The sequence below is a fragment of the Photobacterium gaetbulicola genome (assembly GCF_003025515.1).
GTDB classification, from domain to species: Bacteria; Pseudomonadota; Gammaproteobacteria; order Enterobacterales; family Vibrionaceae; genus Photobacterium; species Photobacterium gaetbulicola.
Map to the genome: position 1 here is coordinate 22197 of NZ_PYME01000015.1, position 19938 is coordinate 42134.

The window sequence follows — 19938 nt, forward strand, 5'->3', positions numbered from 1 at the left end:
CCGGATGATTAACTGGAACGCCGCTTCCTCGTCCCGCCCTTGCGGGTACTGCCCGCAGCCGGTTTTCTCGTTCCTTTACTCGAACGACGCTTCTTCGTTTTAAAGGGCTCGGGCGATTTTAGGTCGCGCAGGCTCTGGGGAACCTCACAGGTTTTCACCGTTTCCATCATCTGGGTCACCTGGACTTCCAGCGCATTCATGAACGGTTTGTAGGCACACTTTTTATCGGCCATATCCTGCAGCTGGTGTTCCCAATGAGCGGTCATATCCGGATAGGTCGCCTCGTCCGGCAGCGCATAGATCAGGCCTTTGCCTGCATCGGTTGCATGGATGCTTTTGCCCTGACGCATCAGCAATTGCCTTTTAAACAAAATATCCAGGATCCCGGCACGGGTTGCTTCCGTGCCGAGCCCATCGGTCTCTCGGAGGATTTTTTTCAGCGAGCTGTCGGAGACAAAGCGGGCAATTCCGGTCATCGCCTGTAACAGCGTGGCCTCGGTAAACGGCTTGGGCGGCTCCGTCATCTTATCCACAATCTCGCCATCGCGACAGGTCAGGACCGTTCCCTTGTCAAGCGGCGGCACTTTGTCAGCCAGATCCGCCTCATTGTCCGCGGGTTCATCACGCCCCAGCAAAGTACGCCACCCAGCCGACATCAACTGGCGTCCCCGGGCCACAAACAGCCCACCGGCAATGGTGAATTCCAGCTTTGCCTCGCTGTAAATCGCCGCCGGGTAGAACTGCATCAGGTACTGCCTGGCAATCAGCTGGTACACCTTCTGCTCGCTGCCACTCAGGCTCGCGGCATTGACCGCCTTTGGCGTGGGGATAATCGCATGGTGGGCATCCACCTTCTTGTCGTTCCACGCCTTTGATTTGAAGCTAGTATCTGCTCCGTCCACCGCTTTGCCAAGCTGGCTGTCTGTATTGGCAATGGCTTGGCAAACATCCCCAGCCTGGCGCAGGTGATCCATTGGCAAATAACGGCAATCTGAACGCGGATAAGTGATCACCTTGTGTCTCTCGTAGAGCGACTGACATGTGGCCAGCACATCGGCGGCACTCATACCAAAGCGCTTGGCGGCATCAATCTGCAAGGCCGACAGTGAATAGGGCAAAGGAGGAGCCTGCCGGGTTTCCTTGCGCTCCGACGCGGTTACTTCCGCTGGCTGACCTTTAATGCGGCTGACAACGTTCTCACACAGCTTGCGGTTCATCACCCTGCCGTCTTCATCCTGCCAAGGCTTACAAGCTTCGCTCGGTTTCCATCTGGCACGGATCTCCTGCTGCTGGTACGGGATCAGTGCAAACAGCTCATAGAATGGCTTTGGGACAAAATTGGTAATTTCATCATCACGACGGGTCACCAACCCCAGTACTGGCGTTTGCACCCGGCCAACCGATAATACACCTCGGTAACCCCCTTTCTGGCCAAGCAAGGTATAGGCACGGGTCATGTTCATGCCATACAGCCAGTCAGCCCGGGAGCGAGCCAGTGCCGATACCGACAGCGGGATAAAATCACGGTTGCTGCGCAGCTTGCCGAGTGCCCGCTTAACTGCCGCAGGGTTAAGATCGGAAATCAGCAACCGCTGCATGGCAGCTTTCTTGCCCTGGGCAAGATTGACGTAGTCAATCACCTCGTCCACCAGCAACTGCCCTTCGCGGTCCGGGTCACCCGCATGGATCACTTCGCCTGCCTGCTTGCACAGCTTGCGCACCACCCCCAACTGTTTTTTGGCCGATTTGCGGGGAACCAACTGCCACTGCTGCGGCACGATTGGCAAGTCAGCCATATGCCATTTTTTATACTTCTCATCATACGCATCCGGCTCGACCTGCTCGAGCAGATGGCCGATACACCAGGTGACGATATCCCCGTTTCCCGCCTCGATATAGCCATCATGGTTTTTATGAGGACGTGGCAAGACCGCGGCAATGGCGCGCCCCAGGCTGGGTTTTTCTGCAATATATAGACGAGACATGGTTGAAGTTCAGTTGAATCGCTTTGGAAAGTCTTGGCTGAACTATAAGAAAAAAGTCTGGGGAGAACAAGAAAATACTGGATATAGATACAGGCCACTCGACATCAGGCTGGCTGTTGGACAGAAAAAAGCCCAGCGGATGCTGGGCTTAACATCAATGAGTTAGGCGCAATTTTCAGCCAACCATGCCTTGACCTCAGCATATTCACCACGGAAGACAATGCGATCCGCTTTCTTGCCGAGCTGGTAGGTATACATAGGATCGTAGTATTGCTCAAGCAACAGGGTTAACCAATCATAGTGACCGCCAAGCTCACCGGTGGCCTGCATCGCTTTGACCGCCTGCTGCTGGACCAACAGCAGCTCTTCATAGCGCTGGAAGCCAAGACGCTTGCGGATACTGAACATTCCACGCTCCAGGTACTGGGCAAACCGCTCCCATCCCTCTTGTTCGCCGTATTCAGCACAGAAGTCACGTTGCATCCGCACCACGTAATCATCCAACAAACGCTCGAGGCGGACATCCAGCGGATCATCAACAATGGCGATAGGCGCTTGCTGCATGGCTTGGTTGATCGTCAAGGGAACACTGACCGAGCCAATGATCTTACCTTCGTCCTCGTAGACAAAGTGCGACACGCCCGCGGCCTGCTTCTTGAGCATGGCAATCGCCAGCACATTCTCGAAATTGATCTGCGTTCGCTGGGCAGTCACATAGCGACCGAAGGACGAACCTCGGTGATTCGCCGCTCCTTCCAAGTCGATACCGTTGCCGATCTCATTGACCATGATCGTCTTGCCGCAGCCAGTGTTGCCGCCAATCAGGGTCATCGGCTTGGTGGCAACATCATCGATGGTATCGATCAAGAAACGTCGCAGGGCCTTATAGCCCCCCTCGACAAAGGGGTAGTCAACACCGGCTTCTTTGAGCCACTGCTGGGTAATGCGCGAGCGCAGCCCGCCGCGGAAACAGTAAAGATACCCTTCAGGGTTGGCTTCGCAAAAGGCCTTCCACTGTGCTACCCGCTGGGCTTTGATATCGCCGTGCACCAGCTCGTGGCCAAGGGCAATCGCGGCTTCCTGGCCGTGCTCTTTGTAGCAGGTGCCCACCGCCTTGCGCTCTTCGTCCTGCATCAGCGGACGGTTAACGGAGGCTGGAAAAGCACCGAGTTCAAACTCTACCGGCGCACGCATATCCATCAGTGGCGTATCGTTGATAAACAGCTGGCGGAAATCTTGGCAATTAGGACGCGACATAACTAGCAGATCTCAATCAGTACTGTTTCTTCGCTCGGGGCGGTTACCAGCTCGCCGATGGCATTGAGCTCGATGTCATGCTGCTGGGCCAGCGCTTTGACTTCTTGCTCGAATTCAGGTGCCACCGCCAACAGCAGGCCACCTGAGGTCTGAGGGTCACACAGCAGCGCTTTTTGCTGCTCGGTCATCGCCCCCAGGCGGTGGCCATAGCTGGCGAAGTTACGCCCGGTACCACCTGGCACACACCCTTGCTCGATATAATCAAATACGCCCGGCAGGGACGGTACCTGGGCAAACTCGAGCTTCGCCTTCAGACCGCTGCCCTCGCAGATTTCATTGAGGTGGCCCATCAAGCCGAAGCCGGTCACATCAGTCATCGCCTTTACGCCTGCGACGTTGGCAAAGTCAGCACCCGGCTTGTTCAGCTGGCACATCCAGTCGCGGGCCAGCCCGCGGTGCTCTTCGCGCAATTTGGATTTTTTCTCTGCCGTGGTCAGTACCCCGATACCTAGCGGCTTGGTCAGGTAGAGCTTGCAGCCAGCCTCGGCCTGGTTGTTTCGCTTAACACGGTCTGTATCTACAATGCCCGTCACGGCCAAACCGAAAATCGGTTCCGGGGCATCAATCGAGTGACCACCCGCCAGAGAAATACCCGCTTCACGGCATACGGCACGGCCGCCTTCAATCACCTGCTGGGCAATTTCCGGAGCCAGTACGTTGACCGGCCAGCCCAGAATGGCAATAGCCATGATCGGCTTGCCGCCCATGGCATAGATATCACTGATCGCGTTTGTTGCTGCGATACGGCCAAAATCATACGGATCATCGACAATCGGCATGAAAAAGTCAGTGGTGCTGACGACGGCGGTACCATTGCCAAGATCATAGACCGCGGCATCATCTTTACTTTCGTTACCTACAAGCAGGTTAGGATCGGCAAACGGAGCGAGCTGCGTTCGAAGAATAGTATCAAGAACTTGAGGGGAGATTTTACAACCACATCCTGCTCCGTGGCTGTATTGAGTAAGGCGAACATTTTCCATGACACGCTCCGATAATTTTACAAGAGCGATGGATTCTACTCCTGCAACCAGACCCTGTCATCCACTTGGATCAAAAAGGAGAGCCGACGGCTCCCCTCGCAACGTCGCAATATCGGTTACAGGTACTCAACGAACTGAGTCAGATCCCGAACAGGTGGTTTGGCATCCCGGCAGCCGGGGGTGCCCAGATACAAAAAGCCGACAATCATATTATCTCCCCCCACTCCCAGAGCCTGACGGACCACGGGGTGATACGCCCACTTACCGGTGCGCCAAAAACCAGCGTAGCCCTGGGCGATGGCCGCCAGTTGCATGGCCTGCACCGCACAGCCCGCCGACAGGTACTGCTCTATTACCGGCACCTTGTCGTGCTCGGCGACCTTGGCGACGACCGTTATCACCATCGGAGCCCGGAAGGGAGCGCTGCCGGCTTTCTCGATCGCCGCATCATCAGCACCCTCGCTGTTTGCCGCCTCGACCAAAATATCGGCGAGCTTCTGCAAGCCTTCACCTTGGGACACAATAAACCGCCAAGGAGCCAGGCCCGCATGATCCGGCGCCCGCAGGCCCGCCCGGAAGATCGCTTCCAGCGCCTCTCCCTCGGGCGCCGGCGCGACCATCTTGGGCAGCGAGCGGCGGTTTAGCAATAAGGTAAGTGCGTCCATAACAACCTCATAGAAATGTGTAGTTATATTAGACGGTAGCATAGATTCTGCGCAGTAAATCCATGGGAAAGGTACGTGATCCTGGAACCTAACTTCCCCATGTGGTTCTGCGGTTCTGCGGTTCTGCGGTTCTGCGGTTCTGCGGTTCTGCGGTTCTGCGGTTCTGCGGTTCTGCGGTTCTGCGGTTCTGCAAACAGGCTCAAAACGGCCAAGGGAAAATCAACAGATGTCGAAGTTATTATCAAAACTACTTATTCCCAAAAACCTTAGCACCAGCTTCCTAAACATTGCTCCGCTTTAAATACCATAGAGCCACAGAACCGCTTTTCTCCCATAGGACCGTTTTTCTACAACTTCGCCGCCAGCTCAACCCCTTGGCGGATCACCCGCTTGGCATCGACCTCCCCGGCGACATCGGCCCCACCGATAACATGGACATTGGTGTTTTTGGCCCGGAGCGCTTCGGATAGCTCATCCACCGAAGTTTGCCCCGCGCACAGGACTACATGATCGACATCCAACACCCGCGACTGGCCTTCGACCGTGATATGCAATCCGAGATCATCAATCTTGTCGTAGCTGACCCCGCTGAGCAGCTCGACTCCGCGCTTCTCCAACACTTTCTTGTGGATCCAGCCCGTGGTCTTGCCCGGCCCTTTACCCATCTTGCCCGGACGGCGCTGCATCAGCCAAACCTGACGCTGGCTGACATATTCTTCATGCGGATACAGGCCGCCAGCATGCTCAATCGACTTGTCGATCCCCCAATCCTTAAGCCAATCATCCAGGCTCTGGTGGTCGGGCTCGGTCAACATTGTGGACACATCGACCCCGATCCCTCCGGCACCGATGACAGCAACACGCTGGCCCAGCTCGACCTTGTCGCGGATCAGCGTCTGGTAATCAATCACTTTCTCATGCTCGATACCCGGGATCGGCGGACGTCGTGGCTGGACACCGGTCGCAACAATCACTTCGTCGTATCCGCCGAGCTCGTCGGCCGAGACGGCGTGGCCAAGCTTCACATTGACCCCGGTCTGCTCCAGGCGGCGGGTAAAGTAACGAATCGTCTCTTTGAACTCCTCCTTGCCCGGAATTTGCATTGCCAGGTTGAATTGGCCACCGAGATAATCGTTCTTCTCAAACAGATCCACCTTGAAGCCACGCTCGGCCGCTGCAACGGCCGTTGCCATACCGGCTGGACCCGCCCCGACAATGGCAATCTTGCGTTGGCTGGCTGATGGCGACAATACCAGCTCTGTCTCGTAACACGCCTGCGGGTTCACCAGACAGCTCGCTCGCTTGCCGACAAACACATGATCCAAGCAAGCCTGGTTACAACCAATACAGGTATTGATGTCATCCGCCCGATCCTGCTCGGCTTTCACCACAAAATCCGGGTCAGCCAAAAACGGCCTCGCCATCGACACCATATCGGCTTGGTTACTGGCCAGAATGTCTTCGGCAACCTGCGGGGTATTGATACGGTTAGAGGTCACCAACGGAATGGAAATCTCAGACTTGAGCTTTTCGGTCACCCAGGCAAAAGCTGCCCTTGGCACCTGAGTGGCAATGGTAGGGATCCTTGCCTCGTGCCAGCCGATACCGGTATTGAGGATAGTCACCCCTGCCTGCTCAAGCCGTTTAGCCAACTGCACCACCTCGTCATGTGTACTGCCCTGCTCAACCAGATCAAGCATCGACAGGCGGAAAACAATAATGAAATCCCGCCCTACCCGGGCTCGAACCGCCTTGACCAGCTCGATGGGGAAGCGCATCCGGTTTTCATAACTGCCGCCCCACTCATCGTATCGATGGTTCGAGCGCTTACAGATAAACTGGTTGATCAAATAACCTTCCGATCCCATCAGCTCCACACCGTCGTAGCCTGCCTCTCTGGCTAGCTCAGCGCTGCGGGCAAAGGCCTCGATGGTTTTCTTAATTTGTCGGGAGCTCATTTCCTTGGGGGTAAACTTGGAGATAGGCGCCTTGATAGACGAGGCACTGACTGCAAAAGGATGCATGGCATAACGGCCGGCATGGAGCAGCTGCAGCGCAATCTTACCCCCCTCCTCGTGCACCGCATCGGTAATCACCCGGTGCGCTCGAGCCGCCCGCCCCGAGCTAAACTCAGCACTGAGCGGATGGAGGCGACCGCGAAAGTTCGGCGAGAAACCGCCGGTGACAATCAAGCCAACGCCGCCCTTGGCTCGGGCTGCATAAAAGGCAGCAAGTTTTTTGAATCCATCGCGGGATTCTTCCAGCCCGGTATGCATCGATCCCATCAACACACGATTACGCAATTGAGTGAAACCAAGTTCTAGCGGCGCTAACAGATGAGGGTAAGATTTATCGTCCATGGCTTCCATTCTTTATGTTGTTATGGTCTGACCAGTATACGAAGGTGCCAACCATATTTCAAACAAACGTTTACATAAACGCAACAATATATTGATTTAGATCTAACTCTCTGTATAAAAGTAGGTATATTCATTTTGATGCTAGCTGCCCCGCATTTGTTTGCCCCGGCGATTCAGCCGATACGATTAGATACTGTAATTCCTTGATTACTCAGGTAGCATAGAACTTAACCATAATTATTACGTCCAATCAGATATAGATTGAGAGATAAGCAGGCCCAGAGCCTTGGCTAAATATCAGGAACCTTCATGAAAATGATCTTTAAAGGAATTGGCAAAATTTTCCGTTGGATATGGAAACTGATCAGCTTTACCCGTCAGCTGATCATCAACTTACTCTTCCTCATTATCATTGGCGCGCTTTTCTTTGTCTTCAGCGAAAGCGGCAAGGAGCCAGAGCTACCGGAGCAAGCGGCGCTGGTCTTAGACCTTTCGGGGCCGATTGTCGAGCAGCGGAGCTATACCAGCCCACTCGATAGCCTGACCAGCAGTGCGTTCGGCAACGAACAGGCACAGGAGAATGTGTTGTTCGATATTGTCGAGACCCTGCGCACTGCAGCGACCGACGAGCGTATCACCGGGTTAGTACTCAACCTGCGCGATATGCAAGAGACTAACCTGACCAAGCTGCGCTATATCGCTAAGGCCCTCGAGGAGTTCAAGCTATCCGGCAAGCCGGTCTACGCGATAGGCGATCACTACAAGCAGAGCCAGTACTACCTGTCGAGCTACGCCGATAAAATCTTCATGTCCCCGGATGGCGGTGTACTGCTGACGGGTTACGGCAGTTATACGCTGTACTACAAGAGCCTGTTCGAGAAGCTGAACGTCAACACCCATGTCTTCCGTGTCGGTACTTACAAGTCTTTCGTCGAGCCGTATACCTTGGACGGTATGTCTGACCAAGCTCGCGAAGCCAACACCGCATGGCTAAACCAGCTGTGGGGGGCCTATACCTCTGATGTCGCGAGCAACCGCCAAATTGAAGCCCGTTCTCTGACGCCAGAGCTTGATCAGTTTGTCGCCGAGCTGAAAAGTGTCGACGGCGACTTTGCCAAGCTAAGCCAAAAGATGGGCTTGGTCGATGAGCTGGTAAGCCGCCCGCAACTCCGTCAGCAGCTGATTGAGGCATTTGGTGAAAACGACGACCACAGCTTTAATCAGATCAGCTACTACGATTACCAGCCAACCGTTACCGACACCCAGCTTCCGAGTGACAACCAAATTGCAGTTGTGGTCGCTAGCGGTGCCATCATGGATGGCAGCCAGCAACGGGGCAATGTCGGCGGTGATACCACGGCTACTCTACTGCGCGAAGCTCGCCTTGATGACAACGTGAAATCAGTGATCCTGCGCGTCGATAGCCCAGGGGGCAGTGCCTTTGCCTCGGAAGTGATCCGCAACGAAGTCGACGCCCTCAAGGCAGCCGGCAAGCCCGTGGTGGTGTCGATGTCGAGTGTTGCGGCATCTGGCGGTTACTGGATTTCCGCCTCTGCTGACAAGATCATGGCCCAGCCGACCACGATTACCGGTTCGATCGGTATCTTCGCGATCCTGACGACTTTCGAAAAAGGACTGGAAAAGATGGGGATCTACAGTGACGGTGTGGGTACTACTCCATTCTCCGGTGTCGGTGTGACCCGCGAGTTACCAGAAGGTATCGCCGAAATCTTCCAGCTTGGGATTGAAAATGGCTACCAGCGTTTCATCGGCTTGGTCAGCCAATACCGCGATATGACGATTGAACAAGCCGACAGCGTTGCGCAGGGCAGGGTCTGGACCGGCCAAGATGCCCTGGCCCTCGGCCTAGTCGACGAGCTCGGTGACTTTGACGATGCCATCAACAGCGCCGCCGAACTGGCCATGCTGGGCGATGACTACGAGCTTCGCTGGATGGCTAAACCGCTGAGTACTGCAGAGATATTCATGCAACAATTCAGTTCTGGTGCCAAGGTACTCTTCCACCAGTTGGTATGGGGGGAACTGCCGGAGGCAATGCAACCAGTCACCCAAAAAGTTGTTACAGACCTCTCAACCCTTGGTAACTTCAATGATCCAAAAGGGCAATATGCCTTCTGTATAAACTGCCCGGATCGTTAAAAGTGAGATCAGCCCGGCATCGCCGGGCTTTTTTTACGCTACATACCCCGTATAATGCGCCCACCAAACCGATAATTCTGTACCTTCATATGGAAAGAAAAAACATTTACATCGCCTACACGGGCGGCACAATTGGCATGCAGAAGTCTGACCACGGCTATATCCCGGTTGCAGGCTTCATGGAACAGCAACTGGAAAGCATGCCAGAATTCCATCGTGCAGAAATGCCAAAGTTCACCATCCACGAGTACGATCCCCTGATTGATTCGTCGGATATGACGCCAGCGGATTGGCAGCGCATTGCTGATGATATTAAAGCGAACTACGACAAGTACGACGGTTTTGTGATCCTACATGGTACGGATACCATGGCATACACCGCGTCGGCCCTGTCTTTCATGTTCGAAAACCTCGACAAGCCAGTGATTGTGACCGGTTCGCAAATTCCGCTTGCGGAATTGCGCTCTGACGGCCAGAGCAACCTGCTCAATTCGCTGCACGTTGCGGCTAACTACCCGATTAATGAAGTCACTGTTTTCTTCAACAACAAGTTGATCCGTGGTAACCGCAGTACCAAAGCCCACGCAGACGGGTTCGGTGCCTTTATTTCACCTAACCTACCACCGCTGCTGGAAGCCGGTATCAACATTCAACTCAATAATGTTGAAATCGACAAGAAACCTGACGGGCCATTCAAGGTTCACAACATCACGCCACAGCCTATTGGCGTGATCACCATGTACCCGGGGATCTCACCAGAAGTGATCCGCAATACCCTGCGCCAGCCGGTCAATGCGATGATCCTGCTGACCTTCGGGGTGGGTAATGCCCCGCAAAATCCGGAACTGCTAGAACAGCTCAAAGAGGCAAGCGAGCGTGGTGTAATCGTCATGAACCTGACCCAATGCCTGTCAGGCAAGGTCAACATGGGCGGATATGCGACGGGCTGTGCCCTGGCTGACGCCGGGGTACTCAGCGGTTATGACATGACCCCGGAAGCCGCACTGGCCAAGCTCCACTTCCTGCTAAGCCAAGATCTGCCGGTAGAAACCGTCCGCAGCATGATGCAGCAAGATCTTCGCGGCGAACTGACGCTCTAAGCGCCAAATAAGCCACGGCCAAAACAAAAACGGCAGTAAATCGCTGCCGTTTTCATTGTTCTCCCCGCATAAACAACAACTCGGCTACACTTTGACTATTCCTGTCAGCAAAAGGCCGCCCGTACATTATGATCCTACATGGTTCCTCGATTTCACCATTTGTCAGAAAAATCATGCTGGCCCTTGCCTACAAAGGGATCAACTACGAGCTTCAGCCCCTCAACCCCTACTTTGAAAAGGAGCTGGCTCAAAAGCGCCATCCGCTCGGTAAAGTGCCTGTGCTGGAGGTCGACCAGTACAGCATTATCGATTCCACGGTCATCGCCCATTACCTTGATGACCAATATCCCGTCCCCCCGTTATATCCCGGCGACCCGCTCACCCGAGCAAAAATCCGCTGGCTGGAAGAGTATGCCGATACCCGGCTCACATCGCTCATTGGTGGCGTACTGTTCTACCAGAAAATCCTGAGGGGGAAGATGCTCGATAAAGACGTCGATGAAGAAGCCGTTGAGCAGTGCCTCGAGCACCACCTGCCTCGGGCCATACAGTACCTTGAAGAGCAGCTACCCGAGCAGGGCTATATTGGCGACCACCTGTCGATGGCAGAAATAAGCTTGTGGAGTGTACTGCGAAGCGGTTGGATGGCTGGACTGAGGTTTTCCCACTACCCGCATCTTGACAGTTACCTTGCACGCATCGAGCAAGAGCCCTGGGTCGCCAACCTGGTTGGAGAGGAAGACCACGAGCTATCAGGTTTCTATTGCCCGCCCGTGGTACTCGGCACCATTAGATAACATGCCTGTGCCGTGCCAAGCCTTATAGCTGATCATGCTCAAACCGGGCTATGTCATCGGCGGCCACCGCTGCTGCCGGCTCCTCGCCTGCAAACTCTTTTTTCAGCTCTGCCTTGGACTTAAATTTGAGTTCCCCCCCTTTTTCGACCGTCATATGGGCAGCTTCAGCGTTATGGCGGGACTGGTAGAGCATAACGGCCTGCATGGCCGAGTCGCGTTGAACAGGGGTCAAAAGCGTTCCATCTGGCCACTTGCCAATTTCAACGGCGGTTGAAAGCCGCTGGTAAACTTCTGGGGTCATGGCGTTGAGCACCGTTTCTATATCCATGGCTGTTCACTTTTTCCATTTAATGATTATTGTTGCCCGCAGTAATAGCAGTTTCCATTAAAGCTCGCCAAGAATACGTCGATAAAATGCTTGGGGGATCACACTGCTCAAAATCGGCGGCCCGCCGCAGTCTTTTATCGCCATTTTGATAAACTCATTAATAAGAACACCTTGACCAAAGGCACTGGAAGCCAAATGAGAAAAACAATCCAAAAACTTACCCTTCTGTTGGCCAGCGTCATTTTTGTCAGCGGTTGCTTCGAGCGCCACCGCTCAACCGACAGCTTGTGTGAGGCCGAGCCCCAACTCTGTGCCGACACTAACCTCAATGACGGCCAATGCCGGCTGCAGCGGGTCAACCTGATTTGGCAACGTTACGAGGTGCAGAAAAACCCTAGCGACAAAGAAAAGTTCCAAGAGCTCAAATATACCTACGATTATCAGAAATGCCTGGAGTATGCCGCCCGCATCGAGCCTACGGAATTGAAGGAGCGCAAAACCCACCGAACCCAGGCCATGCTCAGTGCCTACGCTTCCATCAAACGACTCAACCTTGAGCTCGCCGAATCGAACGACCCGGAGATCCTGTATTTTCGCTGGAGCCAAGGCGACAGAGATGCACTGCGGAAATTCTTGAGGCTCGAAGGCTCGCCAGAAATGGAAACACCGGAGATGCAGTTGGCCTTGGCGACCTTTTACACCACCAAAGATCAGGAGAAGACCATCCAGTTGCTCAAACACTCACTTGAGCTCTACCCGCGCAAGCCGAAGATAAAACCAGAAATCATCCAGGGCCTGGCCACCCTATCCCATCAAAGCGGGGCGAGTGAGCAGGCCTACCTGTGGGCCAAAGTCGGTGGGAAATTGGCAATACCGGTCGCCAGCCAGGAGAAGCTCAATGCCTTCTACCCTATGAGCGACGAGCGTCGCAATGAATTGAATGAGCAGGCAGAACACATTGCCCAGGCACTCAGTGATGGCAAGTTCCACACAAGCATGGCGAATTAGCCCAGCTTATTTCTGAGATGGCAGGTACGCCCTGTAATGGAAGCAGGGCGTAACGGAATCTTGGGGCGTTAGCCGTCTCGGTGATCGCTATCGCGACTCTCGTGATTAAACCGCAGGGATACCGAGTTAACACAATACCTTTCTCCGGTGGTTTTGGGTCCGTCCGGGAAAACATGGCCGAGGTGGCTATCACACTGGGCACAGCGGATCTCAATGCGGTGCATGCCATGGCTGTGATCATCGAGGTAGCGAATTGCATCACGGGCGATTGGCGCATCAAAGCTTGGCCAGCCACACCCCGAGTCGTATTTGCTGCCCGAATGGAATAATGGCGCTTGGCAACAGGTACAGCTGTAAATACCGGTTTCGCGGTTATGGAGCAACTTACCGGAAAAAGGAGCCTCGGTCCCCTGCTCCCGACAGATGTGATACTGTTCTTCCGTTAGCTTTTCACGCCAATAAGACTCTGATTTTACTGACATTACCTTTCCTTCTTATAATTTTCACGTTATCTCTTCCGAAAAATGGTTGCCATTAACGCGGTCTGTGGCACATACTTTCTGCTCGAAAGGATTTTACATCTTCACTGCTCATTAAAGCATATTTTGAATGGGCTTCGTGTTGATATTAAAAGTTAATAACAGCAATGATTGATATTCATACAACTTCTGTACGAATTTGCAGCGTTGTAGTAGGAATGTAAAAAAAATCCGAACTTTTTTTTGACCTCACGCAATTTAAGTTCGTTTTTCACTTGCAGCGTCACGTTAGATTCTGTAATTTTACTACCAGTTATCTTTCATTAGAAATTAAGTTGTGGAGCAACTGTAATGACTATCAAAGTAGGTATTAACGGTTTTGGCCGTATTGGACGTTTTGTTTTCCGTGCTTCTGTAGAGCGTAACGACATCGAAGTTGTTGGTATCAACGACCTAATCGACGTTGAGTACATGGCTTACATGCTTAAGTACGATTCAACTCACGGCCGCTTCAACGGTACTGTTGAAGTAGAAGGTGGCAACCTAATCGTTAACGGCAAAACAGTTCGCGTAACTGCAGAGCGTAACCCAGCGGACCTTAAGTGGGACGAAATCGGTGTTGACGTTGTTGCTGAAGCAACAGGTATCTTCCTAACTGACGAGACTGCTCGTCAGCACATCACAGCTGGTGCGAAGAAAGTTGTTCTAACTGGCCCATCTAAAGATGCGACTCCAATGATCGTTATGGGTGTTAACCAAGACACTTACGCTGGTCAGGACATCGTTTCTAACGCTTCTTGTACTACGAACTGCCTAGCGCCAATCGCTAAAGTTCTTAACGACAAGTTCGGCATCGAGTCTGGTCTGATGACTACTGTTCACGCAACTACAGCTACTCAGAAGACTGTTGACGGTCCTTCTGCTAAAGACTGGCGTGGTGGTCGTGGTGCTTCTCAGAACATCATCCCATCTTCAACTGGTGCTGCTAAAGCTGTAGGCGTTGTTCTTCCAGAACTAAACGGCAAACTAACTGGTATGGCTTTCCGCGTACCAACTGCTAACGTTTCTGTAGTTGACCTAACAGTTAACCTAAAAACTGGCGCATCTTACGAAGCTATCTGTGCAGCAATGAAAGAAGCTTCTGAAGGCGAGCTGAAAGGTGTTCTAGGTTACACTGAAGACCAGGTTGTATCTCAGGACTTCATCGGTGAAGTACAGACTTCTGTATTCGATGCTAAAGCGGGTATCGCTCTAACTGATAACTTCGTTAAAGTTGTATCTTGGTACGACAACGAAATCGGTTACTCAAACAAAGTTCTAGACCTAATCGCTCACATCTCTAAGTAATGTAAGCTTTTAGCTAGATAGTAAAAGGCGACGCTACGGTGTCGCCTTTTTTGTACCCGTCATTTTTTGTGCTCGACACTCGCCAACCAGCAAGCACTAAACAGCAGCTAAAAAATAATTACAAATTTAACAAATATTTTTTAATCAGTTTTGTTATTTTTTAAATAAAAATAAGTGTAGAATTGACTGTTACTTTTCCACCAAGGTGGCAATCATTTATACATTGCTACAACCAAAGGATAATCTGATGGATTTCAATACTCTTCCAACAGTGGCGGCCTTATCCGATGCTGTCACTATCTGTGAATACCAAGGGATCAAGATTGTACGGATCAACCATGCTCAAGCTGAGGCGGCTATTTCACTGCATGGTGGCCATCTCGTTTGGTTCAAGCCTAAAGGTGAGGATGATGTAATTTGGCTGAGCGAAAAAGCCGAATTTGATACCACCAAAGCGATACGCGGCGGGATCCCAGTATGCTGGCCGTGGTTTGGCAAAGCCGCCGCCCCTTCACACGGTTTCGCCCGGAACAGTGAGTGGACGCTTTACGAACACCGTGAAAATGACAATGGCGTGATCATCGCCCTAACCCTGTGCGACTCGGATGCGACCCGTGCTGTTTGGCCGTACAAGTTCAGCAATATGCTGACCTTCGAAATTGGCACGGAACTAACGGTTTCACTGACCTCCACCAATAGCGATGACAACGCATGGAGCTACTCCGGCGCACTACATACTTATTTCAATGTAGAAAGCATCCGCGAGACCACAATCACCCAGATGGGTAGCGAGTACCAAGACAGCACCCAATCAGATCAAATCTGCCAGGGCGGCGACAAACTGACTTTTCAGTGCGAGGTCGACCGCGTTTACACCCAGCCAGAGTCAACCGTGTTGATCGCCGACGGTAGCCGTCGCCAAATCGCGGTCACCAACAGCGGCCACAATGCCGCAGTGATCTGGAACCCGTGGCAGGCACTGTCCCAAAGCATGGCAGATATGGCCGACGACAGCTTTGAAACCATGGTGTGTGTAGAGTCGACCATCCACAACAGCCAGAGCATCACACTGGCACCGGGTGAATCACATACCCTCACCACCCAGATCCAGGTCAAGCGCTAGCGTCTTAGCATACGGGTTAAGCTGCCCGCTGCACCATAAAAATACCTGTACGGCAGCTGCCGTCAGGTATCCTCCATCACCCTGTCAAGCCAGCATCTGGGTATTCGCTTCAATAAGCACCCAGCCATTGCCATCAGGATCGGCGAAGGTCGCAAATCGTCCCCCGATCAGGGTCACAATCTCTGACAACGGGACCCCCCGGCTCGACAGCTCGTTGTGGGTCAAGTGGATATCATCCGTCTGAACCACCAGCCCCTGTACGGATCCGGCTTTCATTCCCCCGAATGGCATCACCAGACTGATCGTCGTTTCAGCCCCTTTAGGTGCAAGCTGAATCCAACGCTTATGCTGATCCGCCTGGTGATCCCGTATCAGCTCAAAGCCCAGGGCATCGCGATAAAAAGCTAACGCCTGATTTTGATCAGATACAGGAATTGAAACTGTATCAACACGAGAAATACTCATTAACTAGGCTCCCCCAACTCTCGGCACTTTTTTAGCTTAAGCCAGAGATTTTGATTTAGCTCACAAAATAACTCCCACTCGCACTTTTTTAACATCACAACGACAAGAAATAGGCCATACCGCCCCCCCGTTGACTTCATGCTTATTTGCAAAAATAGCCATGGAAAATCCATTTTTTTGCAAAAAAGCCATCTTGCTCTGGCCTGGCACCATTTAACACCTATTTGCGATGATGAAATCCTTTGCATTCAGTAAATAACTCTGGCTTAGAAATAAAATTCACCATATCTGCCTATTGATTTTCACAAGCGAGCATCATCACAAGCCATCAACATTTTTGTGATTTTTTTTAAACACCAGCACTTGCAGAACGGGATTTATAGGAGGATAGTAGATTAATGAGCAAAATATATGCAGCTTGTAAGGAACACCCAAAAAGGAAATTTAGTTTATAAACCAACAACTCAGTCAAGCAATTTAATCAGTTAGGTCTAGTCTTAAGATATGGGGGATGTGAAAGATTTGTGTTTTCGTCCTTTCTAATTGATTAAAGAACGATTCAGGGGGCATACCATGAGTATTTTTGACCACTATCGTCAACGCTATGAAGAATCCAAGGATGAAGAGCTTTCATTGCAAGAATTCCTTGAGATTTGCCGTAACGACCGCAGCGCTTATGTCAATGCAGCAGAGCGCTTGCTGATGGCCATTGGCGAACCAGAAATGATTGATACCGCTCAAGACCCACGCTTGAGCCGCCTTTTCTCCAATCGTGTGATTTCGCGCTATAAAACGTTTGAAGATTTTTATGGTATGGAAGATGCGATTGAGCAAATCGTTTCCTACCTCAAACACGCCGCACAGGGCCTGGAAGAGCGTAAGCAAATCCTCTATTTACTTGGTCCTGTAGGTGGTGGTAAGTCATCGTTGGCTGAAAAACTGAAAAGCCTCATGCAGAAGGTGCCAGTATATGTGCTAACAGCCAACGGCGAGCGCAGCCCTGTCAATGACCACCCATTCTGCTTGTTCGATAAAGTTGAAGACGGCGATATCCTCAAGAAGGAATACGGTATCCCCGAACGCTACCTCAACACCATTATGTCGCCTTGGGCCGCCAAACGCCTGCACGAGTTCGGTGGTGATATCACCAAATTCAAAGTCGTGAAGGTTCGCCCATCCATTCTCGACCAGGTCGGTATTGCCAAGACCGAGCCCGGCGATGAGAACAACCAGGACATCTCTTCACTGGTCGGTAAAGTCGATATTCGCCAACTTGAGCACTTCGCCCAGGACGACCCGGACGCGTACAGCTACTCAGGTGCTCTCTGTAAGGCCAACCAAGGCCTGATGGAATTCGTCGAGATGTTCAAGGCACCGCTGAAAGTACTCCACCCGCTGTTGACTGCCACGCAGGAAGGCAACTACAACGGTACCGAGGGGCTATCAGCACTGCCATTTGACGGTATTATCCTGGCCCACTCCAATGAGTCGGAGTGGCAGTCATTCCGTAACAACAAGAACAATGAAGCCTTCCTTGACCGTGTCTTCATTGTCAAAGTGCCATACTGTCTGCGCGTTTCCGAAGAGATCAAAATCTACGAGAAACTGTTGCAGAGCTCCGAGCTGTCAGCGGCACCATGCTCACCTTCTACCTTGGAAATTCTTGCCCGCTTCTCGGTGCTTTCTCGCCTGAAAGAGCCGGAAAACTCGAGCCTGTACTCGAAGATGCGAGTCTATGACGGTGAAACACTCAAAGATACCGATCCGAAGGCCAAGTCTTATCAGGAATACCGCGATTATGCCGGTGTCGATGAAGGTATGGCTGGTCTGTCTACCCGTTTCGCGTTCAAGATCCTATCGCGGGTGTTCAACTTCGACCACTCCGAAGTGGCAGCTAACCCAGTCCACCTGTTCTATGTACTAGAACAGCAGATTGAGCGTGAGCAGTTCCCACAAGAGTTGGCTGAGAAATATCTTGAGCACCTCAAGGGTTACCTAACACCTAAGTACGTCGAATTTATCGGTAAAGAAATCCAGACCGCTTACCTCGAGTCATACTCTGAGTACGGCCAGAATATCTTTGACCGCTACGTCAGCTATGCCGACTTCTGGATCCAAGACCAGGAATACCGTGACCCAGAGACAGGCCAGCTATTCGACCGCGCCGCTCTGAACAATGAGTTGGAGAAAATCGAGAAACCTGCCGGGATCAGTAATCCGAAAGATTTCCGTAACGAGATCGTCAACTTCGTGCTTCGTGCCCGTGCCAGCAACGCCGGTAAGAACCCGAACTGGACCAGCTATGAAAAACTTCGGACAGTCATCGAGAAGAAAATGTTCTCGAATACCGAAGAGCTGCTACCAGTTATTTCATTCAACGCCAAAACATCAACGGAAGAGCAGAAGAAACATGACGACTTCGTTGCCCGTATGATGGAAAAAGGCTATACCCGCAAACAGGTCCGCCTGCTATCTGAGTGGTACCTGCGTGTGCGTAAGTCTTCGTAAGTTAGATGGGATGAATAAGGGGAGAGCTTATGGCGCATTTTATAGACCGCAGGCTCAACGGTAAAAACAAAAGCACGGTAAACCGTCAGCGTTTCCTGCGCCGTCACAAGCAGCAGATCAAAGAATCGATTGCAGATGCGGTGAACAAACGCTCGATTACCGATGTGGAAAGCGGTGAAGATATTACTATTCCAAACCGTGACATCCGCGAGCCAAGCTTTCACCAAGGCCGGGGCGGACAACGTGAAGTTGTCCACCCGGGCAATGACCAGTTCAGCCCCGGAGACCGGATTGAACGCCCCCAAGGAGGGGGCGGACAAGGCGGTGCTGGAGAAGGACAGGCCAGCCCCGATGGTGAGGGCCAGGATGAATTCGTATTCCAAATATCCAAAGATGAATACCTCGACTTACTCTTTGAGGATTTGGAACTGCCAAACCTCGAAAAAAACCAGCTCAACAAAATCGTTGAGTGGAAAACGTTCCGTTCGGGCTACAAGTCGTCCGGCGTGCCGGCCAACATAGCCATTGTAAAATCGCTCCAGAATTCGCTGGCGCGGCGTACCGCAATGACGGCAGCCAAACGCCGCCAGCTGCGTGAGCTAGAAAAGACACTGGATTTGCTAATGAACACCGAACCCGCCCAGCCTTTCGAGGAGGAGCGGATTAAAGAGGAAATCCAGGGATTACGCCAGAAAATCAGTAGTGTGCCGTTCATTGATACCTTTGACTTACGCTACAAGAACTACGAGCGCCGGCCTCAGCCGAGCAGCCAAGCGGTAATGTTCTGCTTGATGGATGTCTCGGGATCGATGGATCAGGCCACCAAGGATATGGCCAAACGTTTCTACATCTTGCTGTACCTGTTCCTCAACCGGACCTACAAGAATGTCGACGTCGTGTTTATCCGCCACCATACCCAGGCCAAGGAAGTGGATGAACATGAGTTCTTCTACTCGCAGGAGACCGGGGGCACCATAGTGTCCAGTGCTCTGCGCTTGATGAACGAGATAGTGAAGAAACGCTACTCCCCTGCCGAGTGGAATATCTACGCGGCACAGGCATCGGATGGGGATAACTGGGCGGATGATTCACCGGGCTGCCGTGAGCTCTTGGACAAAGAGATCTTGCCGGTGACCCGTTACTACTCGTATATCGAAATCACACGCCGGGCCCACCAAACACTATGGCGGGAATATGAGGCGCTACAGGCCAGCCACAGTAACTTTGCGATGCAGAATATCAGGAGTGTGGAAGACATTTTCCCTGTATTCCGGGAGCTATTTAAAAAGCAAGTCAGTTAACATCGCTTTAGG

17 protein-coding genes are annotated in these 19938 nt (G+C 52.3%); 9 read left to right on the forward strand and 8 right to left on the reverse strand.

Translation table 11 applies throughout. The annotated features are described in order from the left end of the window. Positions 1-8: 8 nt before the first annotated feature. A complete protein-coding gene (locus tag C9J03_RS14130; protein WP_044622876.1) occupies positions 9-1985 on the reverse strand; it encodes a DNA topoisomerase III in 1977 nt (658 codons plus the stop codon). Between C9J03_RS14130 and C9J03_RS26745 the strand changes: the two genes are divergently transcribed. Beyond that, a complete protein-coding gene (locus tag C9J03_RS26745; RefSeq protein WP_156149937.1) occupies positions 1984-2151 on the forward strand; it encodes a hypothetical protein in 168 nt (55 codons plus the stop codon). The genes C9J03_RS14130 and C9J03_RS26745 overlap by 2 nt on opposite strands. Here the strand turns inward: C9J03_RS26745 and mnmH are convergent. The 4 genes from mnmH to C9J03_RS14155 form a co-directional block, all read right to left on the reverse strand. Then, entirely contained in the window at positions 2148-3242 is a 1095-nt protein-coding gene (gene mnmH, locus C9J03_RS14135) for a tRNA 2-selenouridine(34) synthase MnmH (protein WP_044622875.1), read from the reverse strand. The two genes, C9J03_RS26745 and mnmH, sit on opposite strands and share 4 nt — an antisense overlap. 2 nt (positions 3243-3244) lie before the next feature. After that, positions 3245-4285 (reverse strand): selenide, water dikinase SelD, encoded by a 1041-nt coding sequence (gene selD / locus C9J03_RS14140; protein ID WP_044622874.1) that lies wholly within the window; start codon positions 4283-4285, stop codon positions 3245-3247. A gap of 116 nt (positions 4286-4401) precedes the next feature. Beyond that, positions 4402-4950 (reverse strand): NAD(P)H nitroreductase, encoded by a 549-nt coding sequence (locus C9J03_RS14145; protein ID WP_044622873.1) that lies wholly within the window; start codon positions 4948-4950, stop codon positions 4402-4404. A 347-nt stretch (positions 4951-5297) separates the two neighbouring features. Beyond that, positions 5298-7310: an NADPH-dependent 2,4-dienoyl-CoA reductase gene (locus tag C9J03_RS14155; RefSeq protein ID WP_044622872.1), complete on the reverse strand. Its 2013-nt coding sequence runs from the start codon at positions 7308-7310 to the stop codon at positions 5298-5300. 309 nt (positions 7311-7619) lie between these two features. Between C9J03_RS14155 and sppA the strand changes: the two genes are divergently transcribed. From sppA to C9J03_RS14170, 3 genes are all read left to right on the forward strand, one after another. Next, complete coding sequence (gene sppA / locus C9J03_RS14160; RefSeq protein ID WP_044622871.1) at positions 7620-9470, forward strand: signal peptide peptidase SppA; 1851 nt, start codon at positions 7620-7622, stop codon at positions 9468-9470. Between the two features lie 89 nt (positions 9471-9559). After that, positions 9560-10570, forward strand: a complete 1011-nt coding sequence (gene ansA, locus C9J03_RS14165) for an asparaginase (RefSeq protein ID WP_044622870.1) — start codon at positions 9560-9562, stop codon at positions 10568-10570. A gap of 128 nt (positions 10571-10698) precedes the next feature. Beyond that, complete coding sequence (locus C9J03_RS14170) at positions 10699-11367, forward strand: glutathione S-transferase family protein (RefSeq protein WP_039459198.1); 669 nt, start codon at positions 10699-10701, stop codon at positions 11365-11367. 22 nt (positions 11368-11389) lie between these two features. Here C9J03_RS14170 and C9J03_RS14175 read toward each other — a convergent pair whose 3' ends face one another. Then, positions 11390-11695, reverse strand: coding sequence for a YeaC family protein (locus tag C9J03_RS14175; protein WP_044622869.1), 306 nt, complete (start codon positions 11693-11695; stop codon positions 11390-11392). Between the two features lie 195 nt (positions 11696-11890). Between C9J03_RS14175 and C9J03_RS14180 the strand changes: the two genes are divergently transcribed. Further along, complete coding sequence (locus C9J03_RS14180; protein ID WP_044622868.1) at positions 11891-12703, forward strand: DUF2989 domain-containing protein; 813 nt, start codon at positions 11891-11893, stop codon at positions 12701-12703. 68 nt (positions 12704-12771) lie between these two features. On the opposite strand, the gene msrB is transcribed toward C9J03_RS14180, so the two are convergent. Beyond that, positions 12772-13185 carry a peptide-methionine (R)-S-oxide reductase MsrB gene (msrB, locus tag C9J03_RS14185; protein WP_039459189.1) on the reverse strand — a complete coding sequence of 138 codons (414 nt, stop codon included), beginning with the start codon at positions 13183-13185 and terminating at the stop codon, positions 12772-12774. Between the two features lie 348 nt (positions 13186-13533). Between msrB and gap the strand changes: the two genes are divergently transcribed. Both gap and C9J03_RS14195 read left to right on the forward strand, forming a co-directional pair. Further along, positions 13534-14529 (forward strand): type I glyceraldehyde-3-phosphate dehydrogenase, encoded by a 996-nt coding sequence (gap, locus tag C9J03_RS14190; protein WP_039459186.1) that lies wholly within the window; start codon positions 13534-13536, stop codon positions 14527-14529. A 247-nt stretch (positions 14530-14776) separates the two neighbouring features. Then, complete coding sequence (locus C9J03_RS14195; protein WP_044622867.1) at positions 14777-15652, forward strand: D-hexose-6-phosphate mutarotase; 876 nt, start codon at positions 14777-14779, stop codon at positions 15650-15652. Between the two features lie 84 nt (positions 15653-15736). On the opposite strand, the gene C9J03_RS14200 is transcribed toward C9J03_RS14195, so the two are convergent. Next, complete coding sequence (locus tag C9J03_RS14200) at positions 15737-16117, reverse strand: VOC family protein (protein WP_039459183.1); 381 nt, start codon at positions 16115-16117, stop codon at positions 15737-15739. Between the two features lie 573 nt (positions 16118-16690). Here C9J03_RS14200 and C9J03_RS14210 point away from each other — a divergent pair. Further along, positions 16691-18625, forward strand: a complete 1935-nt coding sequence (locus tag C9J03_RS14210) for a PrkA family serine protein kinase (protein ID WP_044622865.1) — start codon at positions 16691-16693, stop codon at positions 18623-18625. A gap of 29 nt (positions 18626-18654) precedes the next feature. Next, positions 18655-19926 carry a YeaH/YhbH family protein gene (locus tag C9J03_RS14215; protein WP_044622864.1) on the forward strand — a complete coding sequence of 424 codons (1272 nt, stop codon included), beginning with the start codon at positions 18655-18657 and terminating at the stop codon, positions 19924-19926. The last annotated feature ends 12 nt before the right edge of the window (positions 19927-19938 follow it).